This window comes from Nocardia sp. NPDC058058 (assembly GCF_042885355.1).
Classification (GTDB): domain Bacteria; phylum Actinomycetota; class Actinomycetes; order Mycobacteriales; family Mycobacteriaceae; genus Nocardia.
In genome coordinates this window covers 210,747-229,749 of record NZ_JBHVSA010000007.1, presented here as the reverse complement: position 1 = coordinate 229,749, position 19,003 = coordinate 210,747, and the positions used below count along the sequence as shown (strand labels likewise).

Below are 19,003 nucleotides of genomic sequence, written 5' to 3'. Positions count from 1 at the left end.
GTCCCATTCCGAACCCGGAAGCTAAGGCCACCTGCGCCGATGGTACTGCACTCGACAGGGTGTGGGAGAGTAGGACACCGCCGGAACATCATTCGCAAAACCCCCTGACTTCGGTCAGGGGGTTTTGTCGTTTCCGGACTATTTATTGGGTCGCTGATTCCGGCCCCTGCTGCGAAGATCCTTGAATGAGTGGGGATCTCGAAGAGCTGATCATTCGTCGCACGTTCCGTCTGCCCGCGGTCGAAGGACCAGTGGGTGATGGGGCGGTGGCGGCGCGGCAATTCGATGCGGTCCTGATGTCGTTGGGGTTCAAGCTTTCCGGTGAGTTGTTCGCGCGGCTTTCAGCGCTGGCGGCCGGGCCTGTCATCGATGCCGCGGTGCGGGTGCTGCCCATCGTGCGCGAGATGGTCGGTGCGCATGTCGAGCACAATGTCTACTTTCGGGATTTCCCGAAGAATGTTCCGGACACCCTGGAGTTCTGGACCGATTGCGTGCGCGGGATTCTCGATGTGGGGGATGTGCTCATCCGTCCCGTGAATCTGCTGTCGCTCCCGGCGTACGGGTCCTATCAGCATGAGTACGCGGAGATGGTGGCCGCGCACGATGAGCTGATCGCGAGCGCCGGTGATCGGGTGACCGTTTTGCACGCGGGAGCCGTTCTCGCCGAGGAGGTCTCGGCGCTCTATCTGGCCCTGGCGAGCAGCGTGACACCGTTGAGCGAGGAGGATGTCGCGGTGCTGCGCGAGCTCGCGCTGCACTGTGCGACGGGCCCGCAGCCGGTATCCATTCCGGTGCGTGAGCATCGCGCGATCCTCAATGAGGTGCGCTTGGCGGCGGGCGCGGAACTGCTGGTGGACACGGTGACCGATGTGCTGCGGCTGGCCTGCCTGCTGTCGGAGGGTGATGTGTCGCTGCGGGCGCCCACCCGATTCCGGAGCTTCCGTCGTCCGGTGCGGCGTGCGCTGCTGGCGGCGCTGGACGCGGTGATCGATGAGAACCCCGCGAAGCTCGGCGATGTGGGCGCGTACCGCGAGCCGTGGAAGCGGCTCGGGGAGCGACTGCATCCGCACGAGTACTCGCGATTCATCTGCGCGGCCGAGGTTTTCGCGGTGGCGCGCGGTGAGGTTCGAGTGCCCTCGTTCGCCGGTCGTGTCGAGCGGTTGCTGGCCGATGGTGATGTGGCGGGCGCCGCGACTGTGCTGAGGTCCGCTCCCGGTCTACTGTTCCGATCCCTGGATCACCTGCTGCGCAATGCTTTCGGGGACGCCGAGCAGCAGGAGGTACTGCTGGCGCTGGATTCGGTCATCACCGAGGTGTCGGGCCGGGTGCTGCTGTCGGTGCGTGAGCATCTGGATAATCGCGGTACCGGGGCGCGGCGGATCTTCGCGTATCGCTCCGGCCGGGGTCTGTCGATTCCGGATCTGCGCTATCCGATCGAGGCGGAAGTGCTGGATCTGGTGCGGCAGTCGATCGATGCCGAGATTTCCCGGCGGCTGCCGGTCGGTCTCCGGATCGTGCTCGATCCCGACATGGTGGAGGTAGCGCTTCCCCTGAGCGGCAAGGGGATCAGCGGCGGCTTCGGCATGCTGCCGCGCGGTTCCATCGCGCCGGTGACCGGTGATCTGCTGCGTTTCTTCGTGTACTGGCAGGAGCGCGCGCAGCGAACCGATTTCGATCTGTCCGCGGTACTGCTGGACGGCGAGTTCAAGGCGTGCGGATGGCTGTCGTACACGAATCTCACCGCGATGGGCGGGACACATTCCGGCGATATCACCTCGGCCCCGGACGGCGCGTCGGAGTTCATCGATATCCGGCTCGACGCGGTGCAGGCCGCGATGGTGCTGCCGCAGGTGAATGTCTACTCCGGGGAGGGTTTCGAGGAGGTGCTGGAGTCGTTCTTCGGCTATATGGCCCGTGATGCGTATCAGCGCGGGCAGCCGTTCGAGCCGACGACGGTGCGGGCGAAGTCGGAGCTGCGGGGTGCGGGCCGAATCGCCTTGCCGCTGGTGTTCATTCGTACCGTGGACGGCTGGCGGGTGAAGTGGCTGCACCTGTATCTGTCCGGTGCGCCGGACTTCAATCGGGTGGAGTCGAACCATGTGACCGCGTCGGCGCTCGCACGTGCGGTGGTCGAGCGGGATTATCTGCACGTCGGCTATCTGGCCGGTCTGTTGTCGGCCGGTAACGAGGTGACGCTGTGGGATGGCGGTCCCATCACCGAGCCGGTGACCTTCATCGGCCTGGCACGACCGGATGGGCTGCCGACCGGTTCGCAGGTCATCACGCCGGAAAATCTCCGTGACGTGATCCCCGCCTGACTGCTACCGTTGCACGCGGTGCGGCCATGGGGATGCTTCCTTCTAATTCCTTTACAGATACCAGTGTCTCCGCTTTCCGCACCGCACAACGTTTTTCACCAGGAGGGGAGCCGGAGATGCGTAGCACGCGCACCGTCGCTGCCCGCCCTCGCTTCGAGGTGATCCTGGTGTCCTCGCCGGCTCGGTGCCGGCTGCGCGGCCGGTACTGAGTTACCCGGGCGACCCCTCTGCATTTTCTCGTCGTTCGGGAATCGCGCTGTTCTAGTTCACCAGACCAGCACGAAGGACGTAAGACCGTGCGTACCAATGTTTTCCGACAATCTCTCGACCGTGTCCGCAATCTCGGCATTCTCGCGCATGTCGATGCCGGTAAGACGACCGTCACCGAGCGGATGCTCTTCCTGACCGGGATGACGCATAAGACCGGTGAGGTGCACGATGGCACCACCGTCACCGATTTCGATCCGCAGGAGCGCGAACGCGGCATCACCATTTTCGCCGCGGCCGTGGCCTGTGAATGGAATGACCATCGCTGCACCGTGATCGATACCCCTGGGCACGTCGACTTCTCGGATGAGGTCGAGCGGTCCCTGCGTGTACTGGATGGCGCGGTAGCGGTTTTCGATGCCGTCGCCGGTGTCGAGCCGCAGAGTGAGTCGGTGTGGCGGCGTGCGGATCGGTACGGCGTACCGCGAATCGCGTTCGTGAACAAGATGGATCGGGTCGGGGCCGACTTCATGGCGGCCGTCGATTCGATTCGGGATCGACTGCATCCGCTGGCGCTGCCGGTTCAGCTGCCGATCGGCTCCGAAGACGGCTTCATCGGTGTGCTGGATCTGGTGCGCATGCGGGCGCTCACCTGGCCCGAGCGCACCGTGGTCGCCGGGCCGATTCCGGACGAGCTGGCCGAGTCCGCGCGCAAGGCCAGGTTCGCACTGGAAGAGGCTGTGGCCGAACGGCATTCGGATGCGCTGGAGGAGTTCTACGCGCATTCCGGGCTGTCCGACGCGACCCTGCTGCGGGCGCTGCGCGAGCTCACCCTGACCGGTGCGGTGGTCGCGGTGCTGTGCGGTGCGGCGTACCGGGATATCGGGGTGGAACCGTTGCTGGACGCCGTCGTCGACTATCTGCCTTCCCCGCTGGACCGGCCTCCGGTGCGCGGAGACGGGTTCGAATTGGCGGCGGATCCCGCGGAACCGCTTGCGGCACTGGTGTTCAAGGTGCAGGCGACGGGTACCGGGCGGCTCACGTTCGTGCGCGTGTACGCGGGCACGCTATGCAAGGGCATGCAGGTGCGCGATGCCGGTACCGGGCGGATAGAGCGGATCGGCCGAATTCTGCTGGTGCAGGCGGATCGTCATGAGGAACTCCAGGAGGCCGTGGCCGGGCAGATCGTCGCGGTGATCGGGCCGAAGCAGGCGCGGGCCGGGGCGACGCTGTGCGCACCGGATGCCACCGTGCTGCTGGAGCCGCCGACGGTCACCGAACCGGTGGTCTCGGTGGCGGTGGAGGCGCGCACCGGTGCCGAAACCGAAAGGCTGGCAACGGCGTTGGCGCGGATGGCCGAGGAGGATCCCTCCCTGGTGGTGCGCACCGATCCGGAGTCGGGGCAGACGCTGCTGTCCGGTGTCGGCGAACTGCATCTCGAGGTGGCGGTGGAGAAGATCCGCCGTGATCGCGGTATCGAGGTGGCGGTCGGCCGTCCGCAGGTGGCCTATCGGGAGACCGTGCTGCGCGGGGTGTCCGGGTTCCGCTACCGGTATGCCAAGCAGAACGGCGGCCAGGGCCAGTTCGCTGATCTGGTGATCGATGTGGAACCCATTCCCGTCGATACCGAGAAGGTCGATGCCGCAGCGGGTTTCGAGTTCCGCTCGACGGTGGTCGGCGGCCGCGTGCCCGCGGAGTACGTGCGGGCGGTGGAGGCCGGTTGCCGGGACGCGCTGTCCGAGGGTCCGCTCGGCGGGCATCAGGTGCTCGGTGTGCGGGTCACCCTCAGCGATGGTTCGACGCATCCGGTCGATTCCTCGGAGCGTTCCTTCCGCCTCGGTGGCCGGGCCGCGCTGCGAGATGCCCTGCGCGCCGGCGAGATGGCGCTGCTGGAGCCGCTGGTGGAGCTGACGGTCACCGCGCCGGAGGAGTCCGTCGGCGCGGTGCTCGGTGATATCGCCGCCCGGCGGGGTCGCGTCCTGGACTCGGTGACGCGGGGTTCGACGGTGGTGGTGACGGCGACCGCGCCACTGGCCGAGGTGTTCGGTTACGCGACGCGTCTGCGCAGCCGTACCCAGGGCCGGGGCACGTTCACCAGTCGTCCGCTGGGGTACGACCGGGCTCCGTCCCGCTAGCCGAAGGTGTGGCCGGTCCGCGGTAGCGGACCGGCCACTCTTTTTTGTCTCGGGTATCCGTGCCCGCCGGTTTATTGTTGTCGCGACTACGGTTACTGTTGTTGCAACAACAGACAACGCCTCAGGGGGCAGCCATGATGTACTCGTTCACCGAAGAAGCCGTGATCACCGGGGATATCGACCGGATCTGGGCGGTCGCCACCGATGTCGCGCGCTGGTCGGAATGGGATCCGCACGAGGAGAAATCGCGGATCGACGGTCCGTTCGCGGCGGGGACCAGGGGCTGGGTGAAGCCGAAGGGCGCGCCCGCCGGGCCGTTCACCATCACCGATGTGCGCGGCGGAAGTTCGTGGACCAGTGAGGCGGGTATTCCGTTCGGAAAGCTGCGCGGTCACCGCACCTACGAGGCGCTCGGTGACGGCACGGTGCGGGTGGCCGAGCGGGTGGAGGTGCACGGGCCGTTCGGGCCGCTGTTCAGACTGGTGTGGGAGAAGGGGATGCGCGCGGATATGCCGCGCACATTCGAGGCCCTGGAGAAGGAGGCGCTGCGGCGTGAGTGAGGCTGGTGCGGGCGGATCTCGCGGGGTGCCGCGGGGTCCGCTGATGAGTCCGGGTTTCTGGCTGCATCACGCGGCCCTGGAGTGGCGGGCGACGCTGGAGCGGAATCTGCGCCCGCTCGGGCTCACGCCCACCCAGTTCAATCTGCTGGCATCGGCGGGCTGGCTGGGGCGGGACGGGGAATTGCCGACCCAGCAGCAGGTCGCCGATATGTCCGGCGCGGATCGAATGATGGGGTCCAAGGTGATTCGCGTACTGGAGGAGCGCGGGCTACTGATCCGCCGCACCGACCCGGCCGACGCACGCGTACTGCGCATCGAAATCACGCCGGAGGGTAGGGAATTGGCGCGCAAAGGGGTCCAGACGGCCGTCGACACCGATCAGCAGATCTTCGGTGACTCCGGCGAGCGACTTCGCGATCAACTGCGACCCATTGCCGCACACCGGATTCCGGACTGAACTACTTCACCAGGATAGCTCGGGTGTAGAGCAGGGAGAAGCCGCGGCGCTGGGCGTTCTGCTGGGATTTGGAGCCGGGTTGGGTGGTGATGACGGCGATATCGCAGCCCGCCGCCGCGGCCTCGGTGAGGCGGGCGGACAGTAGTGCGGATTGAATGCCGTTCCGGCGATGCGCGGGAAGGGTTGCCGCGCCGGTCAATTGGGCGACACCCTGGGACATGCGCATGCTCGCGGCACCCGCGATGGCTTGGTCATGCACGGCTACATAGCGTTGTACACCGGCTGCGGCGGTGAGGTCGCGCATAGCGTCGGCGATGACTTCGCGCGGGAAGTCCTCATGTGATGCCACGCCTTGGGTGTCCGGGTGCGCGAAACCGTCCGTCACCACATCGAGCCAGATATCGAATTCGCCTGTGCCGCTCGGCCTTACCTCGACGCCCTGCGGTGCGATCGGTGCGGGTGCGGCGGTCAGGTCGATACCGAGTACGTTCTCGTAGGAAACGAGCCGGTAGCCGCGCCCGGTGAGCAGTTCGGCGATGCCGGGGTCGCCCAGGTGCGCCAGCTCGACCTGGATCGGGGTGTCGCGCACCGCGAATTGCTTTTCCACCGCGTCGAATTCGTCCGCGTCCGGGACGCCCGCGAACCCGAGACCGGCGACCTTGTTGAGCGGTGAGCCGATATCGGCGAAGGAGGCGACACCGCCGCCGATGGGGATGACGAAGCCCGCCTCGCCGCCGAGCCGGGCGTTGGCCGCCGCGCTGCCCGTGGCGATCAATTCCGTCTCGACCCGCTCGATGCGCGCGCCGAGTTCGACCGAGCAGAACAGGGGTCCACGTTCGCTTGCCATGGCGTCGAGCCTAGTTCGGCGGGCAACCGGTTTTCCGGAGCTTGCCGGGACGCGGCCCGGCTGGGTTCGGGCGGGTGCCGACCTGGCCGTATGGTCGGGTGGTGGCTCTTGATCACGTGGCCGGTGGCCCGAACGGACTCGTTGTCGGGTTCGACCTGGATATGACGCTGATCGATTCCCGGCCCGGTATCGCCGCGGTGTGGGATGCGGTGGCCGCGGAGACCGGGGTGCCGATCGATTCCGAGCTGGTGGTGTCGCGGTTGGGTCCGCCGCTGGCGGTGGAGGCCGCCGAGTGGTTTCCCGAGGCGCGGGTGCCGGATGTGGTGGCGCTGTACCGCAAGCTGTATCCGGGATTGGCGATCACGCCCAGCGATGACCTGCCGGGTGTGCGGGCATCGCTGGCCGCCGTGCACGCCGCGGGCGGCAAGGTGCTGGTGATCACCGCCAAGAACGGCCCGCACGCGCAATTGCACCTCGATCATCTCGGCCTCGAGGTGGACGATCTGGTCGGCGGGGCGTGGGCGGAGGAGAAGGGCGCGGTGCTGCGCGAGCACGGCGCGTCCATCTATGTCGGTGATCATCTGGGTGATGTGCGTGCGGCCAAGGTCGCGGACGCCTTCTCGGTGGCGGTCACCACCGGCCCGTATGCGGCGGAGGAGCTGTCGGCGGAGGGCGCGGATGTGGTGCTTTCCGATCTCACCGAATTCCCGGCGTGGCTGCGATCGCATCTAATGCGCTGAATACCAACAACTCTGGTCTATTCATCCCACTTTTGCCGTCACGCTGATTCGAACGGTGTTCGCACCGCGCGCATATCGATACGTTTGCGCTCCCATACTCCGGCTGGGGAGTCGGTGGAGTGCAGAGGAATCAGATGAGCGAGCAGTGGTCCGGATCGCGCCGGCTTCGGGTTTTGGCGGGGGTCGCTGCCGCGGCCATGGTGGCGACGCTGGTGTCGGCCTGCGGCGGATCATCGTCCGACAGCGGCGGGGACACCGTGTATTTCGGTGTCTCGGGACCGAAGACGGGCGCGTCGGCGGAGTACGGGCGGCTCTGGCAGCAGGGCTTCGACCTGGCATTGGAGCAGGTCAACGCGGCGGGCGGGATCAACGGTAAGAAGGTCGCGCTGAAGTGGGAGGATTCGCAGTCCGACCCGAAGCAGACGGTGCCGATCGCCACCAAGTTCGTCGGCGACAAGTCCATCATCGCGGAATTGGGTGATTTCTCCTCGCCCGCGTCGATCGCGGCGTCGCCGGTGTACAACCGCGGCAAGCTGGTGCAGTACGGCTTCACCAACTCCTCGGTGGATTTCACCAAGGGCGGCGACTATTCGTGGAGTCCGTCCATCACCCTGGATGTGTTCCAGGAGCGCAATGCGCAGTGGGTGCGGGCCAAGGCCAAGAAGGTTTCGGTGGTCTACCTCGAAACCGATTGGGGCAAGCAGGCTTTCCAGTTCTTCCAGCAGTCCGCGAAGGATAAGGGCATCGAAATCGCCTACTCCTCCTCGATTCTGCCCGATTCGCAGGACTTCCGGCCCGTGCTGATCAAGGGCCGCGACGCCAATCCGGACGCGTTCGTGCACCTGGGTTACGGCCCCGACGGCGCGCTGATCGTGAAGCAGTTGCGCGATGTCGGGTACGGCGGCCAATTCTTCGGCGGCCAGAACACCCCGCAGTTCATCCAGCTGGCCGGAACCGCGGCCGAGGGCGACATCGTGAACGGCATCTTCGCGCCGTCCGATCCGAGCCCGAAGGTGCAGGACTTCGTGACGAAGTTCAAGGCCAAGTTCAACACCGATCCGGGCGACTTCAACGTGTATGCCTACGACGCGATCAACGTGCTGGTGAAGGCCGCCAAGTTCGGCGGGGCCACCCGCGAGGGCGTGCTGAAGGGCCTGCGCGAGGGCAAGGATTTCGACGGCATCGGGCTGGGCAATTCGTTCGCGTTCGATCAGCAGACGCGGCGGCCGAGCGGTGTGAAGCCGATCGAATTGCTTTTGAAGAACGGTGCTTTCGTGCCGACCGGTAATAAGTAGATGTTCGACACGCTCATCGCGGGTCTGGTGCACGGCAATGCGTACGCGCTCATCGCCGTGGGCATCACGCTGATCTTCGGGGTCAGCAATGTCATCAATTTCGCGCACGGCGCGATCTTCGCGTTCGGTTCGGTGCTGGGCTGGTGGTTGATCGCCCAGCACGGGCTGCCGCTGTGGCCGGCGCTGATCGTGGTGGTGGGGGTGACCGCGCTGGTCGGCGTCGGTATCGATGTGCTGGCGGTGCGGCCGCTGCGGCGCGCCCCGGCCATCGCGGCCCTGCTGGCCACGGTGGCGGTGGGGTTGATCATCGAGAACCTGGTGGCGCTGGTATTCGGCCCGGAGACCCGGCCATTCCCACAGGTGCTGTCCACCAATAACTTTCAGGTCGGCGGGGTGCGGTTCGGCACCTCGGACGTGGTGATGTTCGGTATCACCGTCACGGTGATGGCCGGGCTGTGGGCCTTCCTGCGCTTCGGGCGGTACGGGCTCGCGATTCGCGCCACCGCGCAGGATCCGGACGCGGCCGCGCAGATGGGCATCAGCGTGGGGCGGATTCAGTCGCTGGCGTTCGCCATCGCGTCCGGCCTGGGCGGGCTGGCGGGCATCTTCGTCGGGCTCTACAACTCGAATATCTCCCCGACCAGCGGTGGTGTCGTGGGCATGACGGGTTTCGTGGCCGCCACCATCGGCGGGCTTGGCTCGATTCCCGGTGCGGTGCTGGGTGGTTTCGTGCTCGGGCTGGTGGAGGCGTTCGGCATCTACACCTTCGGTGACGGGTACCGGGATCTGATCACCTTCGGACTGCTGGTGGTGTTCCTGGTGCTGCGGCCGGGCGGGTTGCTGGCGCGCCCGCCCGCCATCGAATCCGAGCCGCTGACCGGAACCTTCCTGGGTTCGGGACGGCAGTGGCGGATTCGGTGGTGGCATGCGCTGATCGCGTTCGCCGTTGCGGGACTTGTCATTCCGGCGCTGTCGGATGATTACGGGATCTCGGTCGGGACGCAGATTCTGGCGTACGCGATCATCGCGGTGTCCATGACGCTGGTCGCCGGATCGGCGGGCCAGCTGGCCATCGGGCAGGCGGGGCCGATCGCCATCGGCGCGTATACCTCCGCGGTGCTGACCGTTTCGCATGGCTGGGCGTTCCTGCCCGCCATTGTCGTCGCGGGAATCGTTGCGGCCGTGGTGTCTTCGGTGCTCGCCGCACCGCTGTGGCGATTGGGTGGGCACTACGTCGCCATCGCCACGCTCGGCATCGGCATCGTGACGGTGGCGCTGATTCGCAATTGGGAATCGGTGACGCGCGGCAGCTACGGCATCTTCGGAATTCCGGCACCGGAGATCCTCGGAGTCGAATTCACCACGCACACCGAGATTTTCCGGTTGGAGCTGGTGGTGCTGGCGATCACCCTCGCGGTGATTCTGGGTGTGCAGCGGTCGCGTCTGGGCACCGCCATTCGCGCCATCGGCGCGGATGAGGTGGCGGCGCGGTCGGCGGGCGTTCCGGTGCGGGATTACAAGGCGCTGGCGTTCGCGCTGGCCGCGTTCTTCTCCGGGATCGGCGGTGCGCTGCTGGCGCACCAGTACTCGTATATCGATCCGACCGTGTTCAACCTGCCGATGTCACTGCTGGTGGTGACGATTCTGGTACTCGGCGGGACGGCCTCACCGTATGGCGCGGTACTCGGCGCGGCCGTGCTGATCGGGGTGCCGGAGGCGCTGCGGCTCGCGCCCGAGCTGCGCATCGTGCTCTACGGCTTGGTCTTGCTGCTGGTCGTGCGGTTCCGCCCGCAGGGCATTCTGGTGAGGAGGGAACGTGTCCGGGTCACAGCCTGAACCGGTACTCGCGGTGCGCGGTCTCCGGCGTTCGTTCGGGGGTGTGAAAGCTGTGGATGGAATCGAATTCGCCATCGCGCCGGGCGAATTCGTCTCGATCATCGGACCCAATGGGTCCGGGAAATCGACAACGGTGAACCTGATCTCCGGCGTCTTGAAGCCGGACGGCGGCGAGATTCTGGTGCGCGGCAAGCGAATTCGCGCCGGTCGGCCGGAAGCGGCCGCGGCGGCGGGTATCGCGCGCACCTTCCAGAACGGGCGGGTGTTCGGCAATATGACGGTCCGCGAGAATGTGGATGTCGGCTTGCAGACCACCCTGCGCGCCACCCGCCCGCTGCGTGCGTTCGCCGGAATTCCCCTGCTGCGCTGGATATCCCTGCTCGCCGAGGTCTTCGTCGCGCTGATTCCGACCCCGGCGGCTCGCGCCGAACGCAAGGCCATCGCCGAACGGATCGACGCGCAGATCGCCCGCTTCCAGGAGCGGCTCGGCCCGCGCGCCGACGATCTGGCGTACACCCTGTCCTACGCCAATCGCCGCCGCACCGAGATTGCCCGCGCCCTGGCGCTGGAACCCGATCTACTGCTGCTCGACGAGCCCGCCGCGGGCATGAATCAGACCGAGACCGCCGAAATCGGCAGGCAACTCGCCGAATTGAAGGCGCACGGTCACACGGTGCTGCTGGTCGAACACAAAATGGACCTCGTTCACGACCTGTCCGACCGCGTACTGGTGCTCGACGAGGGCCGCGTGATCGCGGAGGGCACCCCGGATCAGGTGCTGGCCGATCCGCGCGTCATCGAGGCATATCTCGGGCGCAGCCGGGCGGCCGCCGTGGAGCCGGACCGGACGCATAGCGAACCACAGACCGAAGGAAAGGTCACCGCCGATGTCGGTTAGTGCTATTCCGCAGGTCATATCCGCTGCGGCCGGGTTCGACGCGGACATCGAGCCGATCCTCGAATTCGACCGGGTGGTGGTGCATTACGGGGCGTCTCGGGCCTTGAACGAAGTATCACTGCGGGTTCGGCCGGGGGAGATCGTTTCGCTGTTGGGCGGCAACGCTTCCGGGAAGTCGACGACCATGAAGACCGCGCTCGGATTACTGAAGCCGACCTCCGGTGCGGTGCGCATCGACGGGGTCGATGTGAGCACCACGCCGCCGTCGGCGCGCATCAAGGCCGGGTTGGCGTCGGTTCCCGAGGCGCGCAGGGTCTTTCCCGCGATGACGGTGGCGGAGAACCTCTTCGTCGGCGGCTATATCCGCAGGGAGCGGCGGTCGGTGCTGGCGGCGCGGGCGGCCGAGATGTTCGAGCATTTCCCGCGCCTGGCCGAGCGGCGCACGCAGCGCGCGGGCACCCTGTCCGGTGGTGAGCAGCAGATGCTGGCCTTCGCCCGCGCGCTCATGAGCAAGCCCCGGCTCATCTGCATGGATGAGCCGACCATGGGTCTGTCGCCGAAGTTCGTGGACCGGGTGCTCGATGAAATCGCCCGGCTGAACCGGGAATTGGGCCTGGCGATCCTGATCGTCGAACAGCAGGCCGAGCTCGCGCTGAGCATCGCGCACACCGCGAATGTATTGCGCACCGGCGAGATCGTGCTGCACGGTCCGGCCGGCGAGCTCGTCGACAACCCGGCCGTCCGCGACGCCTACCTGGGCAAGGCGACGGCGTGATCGATAGGGAGGAGACGGCATGACCCCGCAGCGGTTGGGGCTGTTCACCAGGCTCGTCCGCGCGCAGGCGACCGAGGACGCGGCCACCGTCTACCGGCACGCGCTCGAGCAGTTCGAGCTGGCCGAGCGGCTCGGGTACGACGCGGCGTGGGTGGCGCAGCATCACCTGGATCCGGATGAGGGCGGGTTGCCGTCGCCGTTCGTATTTCTCGCGCACGCGGCGGCGCGGTATCCGCGGCTGCGGCTCGGAACCGCGATCGTGACGCTGGCACTGGAGGATCCGATCCGGGTGGCCGAGGATGCCGCCGTGCTGGATGTGCTCAGTGGCGGGCGGCTCGAAATCGGTGTCGGCGCGGGCGGTTCCAGGCACGCCTTCGAACTGTTCGATCTCGCCGGGGCGGATCGGCAGCAGGTGTACGCCGAGAAGCTGGCGGTGCTGACGGCCGCGCTCTCGGGTGCCGCGTTGGTCGGGGATCGCGGTTTGAACCCACCGGCGGGGACGCTGCGGGATCGGGTGTGGCAGGCCACCTTCTCCGCCGCGGGCGCGCGCCGGGCCGGGCTCGCGGGTGACGGCCTGCTGCTGTCCAAGGCGCAGCCGCGTGATCGGGACACCGCGGCCGCCACCCTCTGGGAGATTCAGGAGCCGCTGGTGGCGGCGTATCTGGACGCGCTCCCGGACGGCGTGCAACCGCGCATCGGCGCTTCCCGAGGCGTTTTCGTCGCCGACGACCACGACGTCGCGTGGAGGCTCGCCGAACGCGGCGCGACCCGCTTCCTGGAGCAATTGCGCCGCAACGGCGGTCCGGAGGTGGGCGGCACCGTCGCGGAGGTGCTGCGCGATTCCTTCATCGGCACCCCCGATGAGGTGGTCGCGAGACTCGCCGCCGACACCGCGCTGCGGCAGTCGACGGATTTCATCGTGCAGGTGCATCCGGTCGATCCCGGCCACGAGGCGACCCTGCGCTCGATCGAACTCATTGCCACCGAGGTTGCGCCGCAACTGGGTCGGCGGGAAGGAACGGAACAGTGAGCGAAACAGCCACCGGCGCGGGCATACCCGTGGCCGAGGACACCCGGCCGGGCGGGAGCGGCACCGCCGCAACCGAACTCACGGCCGAACGCGAACTCACGGCCGAGGTGGCCGATGTGATCGCCGCGGTGCTCGGTCCCCGCGCCGCGGCCGTTCGGGACCTCCGGAACGAGCGACCGGCGGTCGTGGAGCACACCCAGGGTGTGTACGAGGCGTTGCTGAACGGCCCGGCGGCGGAGTCGGTGGGGCGGTCGCGATTGATCGCGGCGGCCGTGGCGGTGGCGGAGCTGGCGGGTGCGCCGGAACTGGCCGCGCACTACGCGGGCCTGGGAACCGTTCCGGCGGAGGGTGATCCGGTACTGGCGGCGATTCTGCGGCATGCCGCGCTGGTGAGCACCGCCCCCGCCACCGCGACGCGCGCCGATATCGACGCGCTGGCGGCGGTCGGCCTTTCCGAGAACGACATCGTCACCGTGGCGCAGCTCATCGGCTACGTGCACTTCCAGGTCCGGCTGCTGGCCGGGCTCACGCTGATCGGAGCGGGACATGAGTGAGAACGCCGCCCCCGTGGCGAGAGCCGAGGTGGCGCAGCCCGTGGCTGCCACACCGGTATCGGTTGTGCGCGAGGTGCGCGGTGTCGAACCCGCCCGTCGCCCTGCCGGTTTCACGCAGGAGCACCTCGATTGGGTGCCGTGGGTGGAGCCGATAAAGCTCGCCGACGCGGACTCCGAACAGGCCCCGTTGCTGGCGGGAGATCGCGGTGTCGGACCGTATTTCCGAGTATTGGCGCGTAATGCCAATGTGCTCGCGCACCGCAGCGGAAATGACCGGGAGATCTTCTACGGCCGGGCCGGATTGGGCAGGGCCGAAAGGGAACTCGCCGCCACGGTGACCTCTCGCCACAATGGTTGCGAGTATTGCGCTTCGGTGCATTCGCGCTTCACCTCGGCGCTGTCCAAGCGCGAGTCGGACGTGCAGCGACTGCTGGACGAGGGCAATGGCGCGCGCATCGACGAAACCTGGGACGCCATCGTCGATTTCGTGGACGCGCTGGCCGCGAACCCGCCGCGGGCGCTGCCGGCGCATATCGAGCGACTGCGCGAGCTGGGTTTCGCCGCCGCCGAGATCCACGATCTGGTGCTCTCGACCGCTTCCTTCTCCTGGGCCAATCGGCTTATGCTCACCCTCGGTGAGCCGGAGGTTCCCGCTGGTAGAGGGTGATCTAGGGCCCTATCGAAAAAATTCTAGAATTTTCCTGCAAAAGCTTCCCCGGGTGGGGTTGGGCTCGGTATGTTCCCGATGGCAAACAGTCAGTGACCGCACTGACACTGGTTATCGATCGGAGCACCACCATGACCAACCTCCTCTCTGACGTCCTCGTGCAGACCATCCTGAAGCTGCTCGCGACCGGCTCGGCGAGCGGTTCCGCCAAGTAGCCACGCGAATGCCACCTTTCGGCTACTGCGCGGAAGCCGGGGAGGCAGGTAAGGGCCCGATCCCTGACGAGGGGATCGGGCCCTTCGTCATGTCTGCGGATAAGCCGGGAAATAAATCCTAAAAAACTCCTGCAAAAGTATTCCGTCCAGTTCGCCTGCTCTGTATCGTGCTGAGTGGCAAACGATCAGTGATTTTCGGTCCAATGCGGCATCGGAAAGCGATTCTCCCCCCGGATTCGCGTTCCGAACCTGGGGCGGTTCCCCTGCCTATACCCGCCGCTCCCAGGTGCGCCGCAGCGTTCCGAACCACTGAGCCAACTTTCGGCTATCGCGCGGGATACCGAAGGTGCAAACGAAGGGCCCGATCCATGACGAGGGGATCGGGCCCTTCGGTATTGTCTGGCGCAATGTCTCAGGAAACGAACGCGGGAAGAATGTACGCCGGGCAGCCCGTAGAAGACCGGCAACGGCAGCGTCGTGCACGTTTTCTGGAGTCGGGGCTGACGGTATTCGCACGCGACGGATACGCAAACAGCTCCGTCGGCGCCATCTGTAAGGACGCCGGACTCTCCTCACGCCAGTTCTACGAGGAGTTCACCGGGCGCGAATCGCTACTGCTCGAGCTCTACGAGCAGATCGATCGCGAATCGCGGGAAGCCGTGGCGGCCACCATCGCCGATCACTCCGACGCCAGTGCCATCGACATCATCGACGCCGCGGTGCGCGCCTATATCGAGTCGATCGGGCGAGATCCGCGCAAGGCGCGGGTCGCCCTCGTCGAAGTCGTGGGCGCCGGGCCGAAGGTGGAGAAGTTCCGACTGGAACTGCGCCGCGCCTGGGGCGCGCTGCTGGCCGGAGCCGCCGAGGATGCCGCCATGCACGGCGAAATCCCGCCCGGCGACTACGAAATGCGCGTACTGGCCATCATCGGTGCGGTGAACTACGTCGTCGACGCCTGGAGCGGTTCCGAACCCCGCCAGCCCCTCGACGAGGTCATCAGCGTGCTGCGCCGCGTCATCATGGGCGCCGTCAGCGCCTGACATACCGAACAGCGTCCGCCGCACCGGCTTTGCGCCGGTGCGGCGTCCTGCGTTGCCCACAGGGCCGCGTTCGTGCCGCTGTGCGGGTGCGGGGCGGGCAGGCGGTAGCGTGCGGTGCGTGGAGAGTGTGCCGATCCAGATGCCGGACGGGACGACCGTCACGGTGCGGCTTATTCCGGCGAAAGGCCCGCACCGGCATCCGATTACGCCCGATACGCCGCGACCGGTGGTGGTGATCGCGCCCGGGCTCGGGGTGCCGGGGGAGTACTACTCGCTGTTCGGAATCCCGTTGGCGGCGCGCGGGTTCGATGTGGCCCTGCTGGAGATGCGCGGTAACGGGGACAGCCGCGCGGCGAATCGTGCCGCGCCCGGCGGCTACGGCTATCAGGAATTGGTCGCGGTGGATTTCCCGGCCATGTTCCAGGTGGTGCGCGAACGGTTTCCGGACAGCACGCCGTATCTGCTCGGGCACAGCATGGGCGGGCAATTGGGCCTCATGTACGCCTCGCGCATTCGCGGGCGGCTGGGCGGACTGATCCTGGTGGCCTCGGGGACGCCGCATCACCGGGGTTATCGCGGACTCGCGGGGCCCGGATTCCTGCTCGGCAGCGCGGCAATCTCGTTGACCGCCAACATCGCCGGGTTCTGGCCGGGCGACACCGTGGTCGCGGGCAGCTTCGGACGGCAGTCCCGGCTGCTCATCGAGGACTGGGCGCGGGTGGCGCGCACCGGGCGCTTCGAACCCGCCGGGGCCGATATCGATTACGAGGAGCGCATTTCCCGGCTCAAACTGCCGGTGCTGTCGATCACCATGACCGGTGACGATCTGACACCGGTCCGGGCGGCGAGACTATTGCTGGACAAGCTGCCCAAGGCCGAGATCAGCACCTGGCACAACCCGGTGCCGCACGGGCACAACGGCTGGATCAGCGATCCCGGGAACACCCTCGACTACGTCGAGAAATGGCTCCGGGACCGCTGATTCGCGAACAGGACCGTCAGGCGTCCCGCTCGATCAGTGTGCGAGTGAAGAATTCGTAGATGAGCGCGGCCTGGAACGCGGACTGCTTATTGTCCGCCGCGCCGCCGTGCCCGCCCTCGATATTCTCGTGGTACCAGATGGGGTGGCCCTGGGATTCCAAGAGCGCGGCCATCTTCCGGGCGTGACCCGGATGCACGCGATCATCGCGGGTGGACGTGGTGAGCAGGATCGGCGGATACGCACCGGCCGGATCGGTGTTCTGATACGGCGAATACTTCGAGATGTACTCCCACTCCTGCGGCTTGTCCGGGTCACCGTATTCGGCCACCCAGGACGCGCCCGCCAGCAGCAGGTGATAGCGCTTCATATCGAGCAGCGGCACCTGGCAGACAATGGCCCCGAACAATTCCGGATAGCGGGTGAGCATGACGCCCATCAGCAGACCGCCATTGCTGCCGCCGACCGCGCCCAACTGTGCGTGGGTGGTGATGCCGCGCGCCACCAGATCCCGCGCGATGGCGGCGAAATCCTCGTACACCTTGTGCCGGTTGGCCTTCTGCACGGAGGTGTGCCACTCCGGGCCGTATTCGCCGCCGCCGCGAATATTGGTCATCACCCAGGTGCCGCCGCGCTCGAGCCAGCCCATTCCGGCCGCACCGCTGTACGCGGGGGTGCGGGAGACCTCGAAACCGCCGTAGCCGGACATGACGGTGGGGCCGGGGGTATCCAGCCGATCCCGGTGCCGCAGAACGAAATACGGGATCATGGTGCCGTCGTCGGAGCGGGCGAAGAACTGTTCGGTGTGCACGCCGTCGGCGTCGAAGAATTCGGGTTCCTTCTTCAGCACCTCGGTGCCGCCGCCCACCGAACTCGCCAGCAACGTGGTGGGGCTGGTGAAACCGCTTGTGGAGAGCATGAATTCGTCACCGCCCTCCAGCGGATCCAGATTCATGACGCTGGTGGTGGCCATCGGCGGGGCGTCCGCGAGCACCTCGCGGGTCCAGCCGTCCGGGCCGGGGGTGAGCACGTACAGCTTGGTCTGCACATCCTCGAGCGTGATGAGCAGCAGATGGTTCTCGGTCCAGCCGTAACCGTGCAGGGCGGTGTGCGCGTCGGGGGTGAAGATCACTTCGAAATCGCGTGCACCGGAAAGGAATCGCTCGAAATCGATGGCGAGCAGCGCGCCCGACGGGTGCGTGACGCCCTCGATCTCCCACGGGGATTTCAACTGCACGAGCAGCCAATCCTTGTACCAGGATTCCGAGGCGTCGGTGGGCACGTCGAGATGCCGTAGCGTGCCATCGGATTCGACCAGGTAGACCTCTTCGTTGAAGAAGTCGGTGGCGCGGCCGACGAAATGCCGTTCGTAGCCCGGGGTGCGGTCATAGCCCGCGGAGACGGCCACATCGGTGGCCTCGCCCTCGTACACGGTTTCGGCCGCGGTCAGCGGGGTGCCGCGCTTCCAGCGCTTGGCGATGCGCGGATAACCGGAATCGGTGAGCGCGCCCGGACCGAAATCCGTTCCCACATAGACGGTGTCGATATCGATCCAGCGAATCTCGGATTTGGCCTCCGGCAGGAAGTAGCCCTGGTTCTCCGGTTCGATGAAAACCTTTGCCTCGATATCGAATTCGCGCACCACCTTGGCGTCCGCGCCGCCCCGGGACAGGCTGATCAGCGCGCGCTGCTGTTCCGGGCGCAATACCGCGGCCCCGCCCCACACCCAGTTCTCGCCCTCGGCCTCGGCGAGCGCGTCGAGATCGATGAGCACTTCCCACGCCGGTTCGTCTTTGGTGTATTCGTCGAAAGTGGTGCGCCGCCACAGGCCCTTGGGATGCGCGCCGTCGCGCCAATAGTTGTAGAGCCAGCGGCCGCGCCGTCCCGGATAGGCGATGCGGGTATCGGTGTCGAGCATGGCCAGAATTCGCGATTCGAGTCCACTGAATCGCTCCGACGCCGCGAAGCGCTCCAGCACCACCTCGTTATGCGCTCGCGCCCAATCCAGCGCTCGTTCACTGGTGACCTCTTCCAGCCACAGATACGGATCCGTCACGCCCTCGTCCACACCGGTCATTCGTACATTGTCGCCGAGCCCGCGCCCGCCCGGCGTTCGGTCACCGCTTCCGCCAGCGTTTGCCGGTGTCGGCGGGTGCTGTCAGAATCTGCGAAGGCAATCGGGGGGATCGTCTTTCGGCTGCCGTTCGCACACCGAAAACCAGGGGGAACAATGTCATCCGATCTGCTGCACGAGGTCGTCGGCGGAGCACTGCGCGGCGGCCTGATCGCCGCCGCGGCCGCGGGCGGCGTCGCCTGGCGTCGCAGCCGCGCCAAGCGCCGCGAGGAACAGCAGAATCCGCAGCCGGGCGATGGGCAGCACCAGCCGCCCGCCCAGTAGCCGACGACCAGCCGCACCGATCGGGTGCGGCTGTGGCCGAGGGTGATTCCGA

At 66.9% G+C, this 19,003-nt stretch carries 18 protein-coding genes and 1 rRNA gene; 17 read left to right on the top strand and 2 right to left on the bottom strand.

The window, feature by feature from the left end:
* The 5 genes from rrf to ACFVUS_RS43615 form a co-directional block, all read left to right on the top strand.
* Positions 1-86 (top strand): 5S ribosomal RNA (rrf, locus tag ACFVUS_RS43635); the annotation flags it as partial.
* A gap of 99 nt (positions 87-185) precedes the next feature.
* Positions 186-2,318, top strand: a complete 2,133-nt coding sequence (locus ACFVUS_RS43630; RefSeq protein WP_387781366.1) for a hypothetical protein — start codon at positions 186-188, stop codon at positions 2,316-2,318.
* A 296-nt stretch (positions 2,319-2,614) separates the two neighbouring features.
* Positions 2,615-4,660, top strand: a complete 2,046-nt coding sequence (gene fusA / locus ACFVUS_RS43625) for an elongation factor G (protein ID WP_387781363.1) — start codon at positions 2,615-2,617, stop codon at positions 4,658-4,660.
* Positions 4,661-4,794: 134 nt separating this feature from the next.
* Positions 4,795-5,220 carry an SRPBCC family protein gene (locus tag ACFVUS_RS43620; RefSeq protein WP_387781360.1) on the top strand — a complete coding sequence of 142 codons (426 nt, stop codon included), beginning with the start codon at positions 4,795-4,797 and terminating at the stop codon, positions 5,218-5,220.
* Complete coding sequence (locus ACFVUS_RS43615; protein ID WP_387781358.1) at positions 5,213-5,677, top strand: MarR family winged helix-turn-helix transcriptional regulator; 465 nt, start codon at positions 5,213-5,215, stop codon at positions 5,675-5,677. Before ACFVUS_RS43620 ends, ACFVUS_RS43615 begins: the two co-directional genes overlap by 8 nt.
* Before the next feature lies 1 nt (position 5,678).
* On the opposite strand, the gene ACFVUS_RS43610 is transcribed toward ACFVUS_RS43615, so the two are convergent.
* Entirely contained in the window at positions 5,679-6,503 is an 825-nt protein-coding gene (locus ACFVUS_RS43610; RefSeq protein WP_387781399.1) for a GNAT family N-acetyltransferase, read from the bottom strand.
* A gap of 122 nt (positions 6,504-6,625) precedes the next feature.
* On the opposite strand from ACFVUS_RS43610, the gene ACFVUS_RS43605 reads away from it, so the two are divergent.
* The 11 genes from ACFVUS_RS43605 (at position 6,626) to ACFVUS_RS43555 (ending at position 16,556) form a co-directional block, all read left to right on the top strand.
* Positions 6,626-7,264 carry an HAD family hydrolase gene (locus ACFVUS_RS43605; protein ID WP_387781355.1) on the top strand — a complete coding sequence of 213 codons (639 nt, stop codon included), beginning with the start codon at positions 6,626-6,628 and terminating at the stop codon, positions 7,262-7,264.
* A 134-nt stretch (positions 7,265-7,398) separates the two neighbouring features.
* Entirely contained in the window at positions 7,399-8,559 is a 1,161-nt protein-coding gene (locus tag ACFVUS_RS43600) for an ABC transporter substrate-binding protein (protein WP_387781352.1), read from the top strand.
* Positions 8,560-10,395 (top strand): ABC transporter permease, encoded by a 1,836-nt coding sequence (locus ACFVUS_RS43595; protein WP_387781349.1) that lies wholly within the window; start codon positions 8,560-8,562, stop codon positions 10,393-10,395. It begins immediately after the preceding gene.
* Positions 10,396-10,438: 43 nt separating this feature from the next.
* Positions 10,439-11,293, top strand: a complete 855-nt coding sequence (locus ACFVUS_RS43590; RefSeq protein WP_387781346.1) for an ABC transporter ATP-binding protein — start codon at positions 10,439-10,441, stop codon at positions 11,291-11,293.
* A complete protein-coding gene (locus ACFVUS_RS43585; RefSeq protein WP_387781343.1) occupies positions 11,283-12,068 on the top strand; it encodes an ABC transporter ATP-binding protein in 786 nt (261 codons plus the stop codon). The genes ACFVUS_RS43590 and ACFVUS_RS43585 overlap by 11 nt, the downstream gene beginning before the upstream one ends.
* A gap of 19 nt (positions 12,069-12,087) precedes the next feature.
* On the top strand, positions 12,088-13,098 hold the full coding sequence (locus ACFVUS_RS43580; RefSeq protein ID WP_387781340.1) for a putative FMN-dependent luciferase-like monooxygenase: 1,011 nt from the start codon (positions 12,088-12,090) through the stop codon (positions 13,096-13,098).
* Positions 13,095-13,652 (top strand): hypothetical protein, encoded by a 558-nt coding sequence (locus ACFVUS_RS43575; protein WP_387781337.1) that lies wholly within the window; start codon positions 13,095-13,097, stop codon positions 13,650-13,652. The genes ACFVUS_RS43580 and ACFVUS_RS43575 overlap by 4 nt, the downstream gene beginning before the upstream one ends.
* Entirely contained in the window at positions 13,645-14,319 is a 675-nt protein-coding gene (locus ACFVUS_RS43570) for a peroxidase-related enzyme (RefSeq protein ID WP_387781334.1), read from the top strand. The genes ACFVUS_RS43575 and ACFVUS_RS43570 overlap by 8 nt, the downstream gene beginning before the upstream one ends.
* Before the next feature lie 92 nt (positions 14,320-14,411).
* Positions 14,412-14,534 carry a hypothetical protein gene (locus ACFVUS_RS43565; RefSeq protein WP_364649487.1) on the top strand — a complete coding sequence of 41 codons (123 nt, stop codon included), beginning with the start codon at positions 14,412-14,414 and terminating at the stop codon, positions 14,532-14,534.
* A 407-nt stretch (positions 14,535-14,941) separates the two neighbouring features.
* Positions 14,942-15,574 (top strand): TetR/AcrR family transcriptional regulator, encoded by a 633-nt coding sequence (locus tag ACFVUS_RS43560; RefSeq protein WP_364649483.1) that lies wholly within the window; start codon positions 14,942-14,944, stop codon positions 15,572-15,574.
* Between the two features lie 118 nt (positions 15,575-15,692).
* Positions 15,693-16,556 carry an alpha/beta fold hydrolase gene (locus ACFVUS_RS43555; RefSeq protein WP_387781331.1) on the top strand — a complete coding sequence of 288 codons (864 nt, stop codon included), beginning with the start codon at positions 15,693-15,695 and terminating at the stop codon, positions 16,554-16,556.
* A gap of 16 nt (positions 16,557-16,572) precedes the next feature.
* Here the strand turns inward: ACFVUS_RS43555 and ACFVUS_RS43550 are convergent, their stop codons facing one another.
* Positions 16,573-18,630 carry a prolyl oligopeptidase family protein gene (locus tag ACFVUS_RS43550; RefSeq protein WP_387781328.1) on the bottom strand — a complete coding sequence of 686 codons (2,058 nt, stop codon included), beginning with the start codon at positions 18,628-18,630 and terminating at the stop codon, positions 16,573-16,575.
* Between the two features lie 153 nt (positions 18,631-18,783).
* Here ACFVUS_RS43550 and ACFVUS_RS43545 point away from each other — a divergent pair, with 153 nt between their 5' ends.
* Positions 18,784-18,951: a hypothetical protein gene (locus tag ACFVUS_RS43545; RefSeq protein ID WP_364649474.1), complete on the top strand. Its 168-nt coding sequence runs from the start codon at positions 18,784-18,786 to the stop codon at positions 18,949-18,951.
* Positions 18,952-19,003: the final 52 nt, after the last annotated feature.

What these genes read in the sequence shown, in the direction of transcription:
- ACFVUS_RS43630 (WP_387781366.1), top strand. Translation starts at nt 186, where the DNA reads ATGAGTGGGGATCTCGAAGAGCTGATCATTCGTCGCACGTTCCGTCTG.
- ACFVUS_RS43620 (WP_387781360.1), top strand. Translation starts at nt 4,795, where the DNA reads ATGATGTACTCGTTCACCGAAGAAGCCGTGATCACCGGGGATATCGAC.
- ACFVUS_RS43600 (WP_387781352.1), top strand. Translation starts at nt 7,399, where the DNA reads ATGAGCGAGCAGTGGTCCGGATCGCGCCGGCTTCGGGTTTTGGCGGGG.
- ACFVUS_RS43595 (WP_387781349.1), top strand. Translation starts at nt 8,560, where the DNA reads ATGTTCGACACGCTCATCGCGGGTCTGGTGCACGGCAATGCGTACGCG.
- ACFVUS_RS43585 (WP_387781343.1), top strand. Translation starts at nt 11,283, where the DNA reads ATGTCGGTTAGTGCTATTCCGCAGGTCATATCCGCTGCGGCCGGGTTC.
- ACFVUS_RS43580 (WP_387781340.1), top strand. Translation starts at nt 12,088, where the DNA reads ATGACCCCGCAGCGGTTGGGGCTGTTCACCAGGCTCGTCCGCGCGCAG.
- ACFVUS_RS43570 (WP_387781334.1), top strand. Translation starts at nt 13,645, where the DNA reads ATGAGTGAGAACGCCGCCCCCGTGGCGAGAGCCGAGGTGGCGCAGCCC.
- ACFVUS_RS43560 (WP_364649483.1), top strand. Translation starts at nt 14,942, where the DNA reads ATGTCTCAGGAAACGAACGCGGGAAGAATGTACGCCGGGCAGCCCGTA.
- ACFVUS_RS43550 (WP_387781328.1), bottom strand. Translation starts at nt 18,630, where the DNA reads ATGACCGGTGTGGACGAGGGCGTGACGGATCCGTATCTGTGGCTGGAA.
- ACFVUS_RS43545 (WP_364649474.1), top strand. Translation starts at nt 18,784, where the DNA reads ATGTCATCCGATCTGCTGCACGAGGTCGTCGGCGGAGCACTGCGCGGC.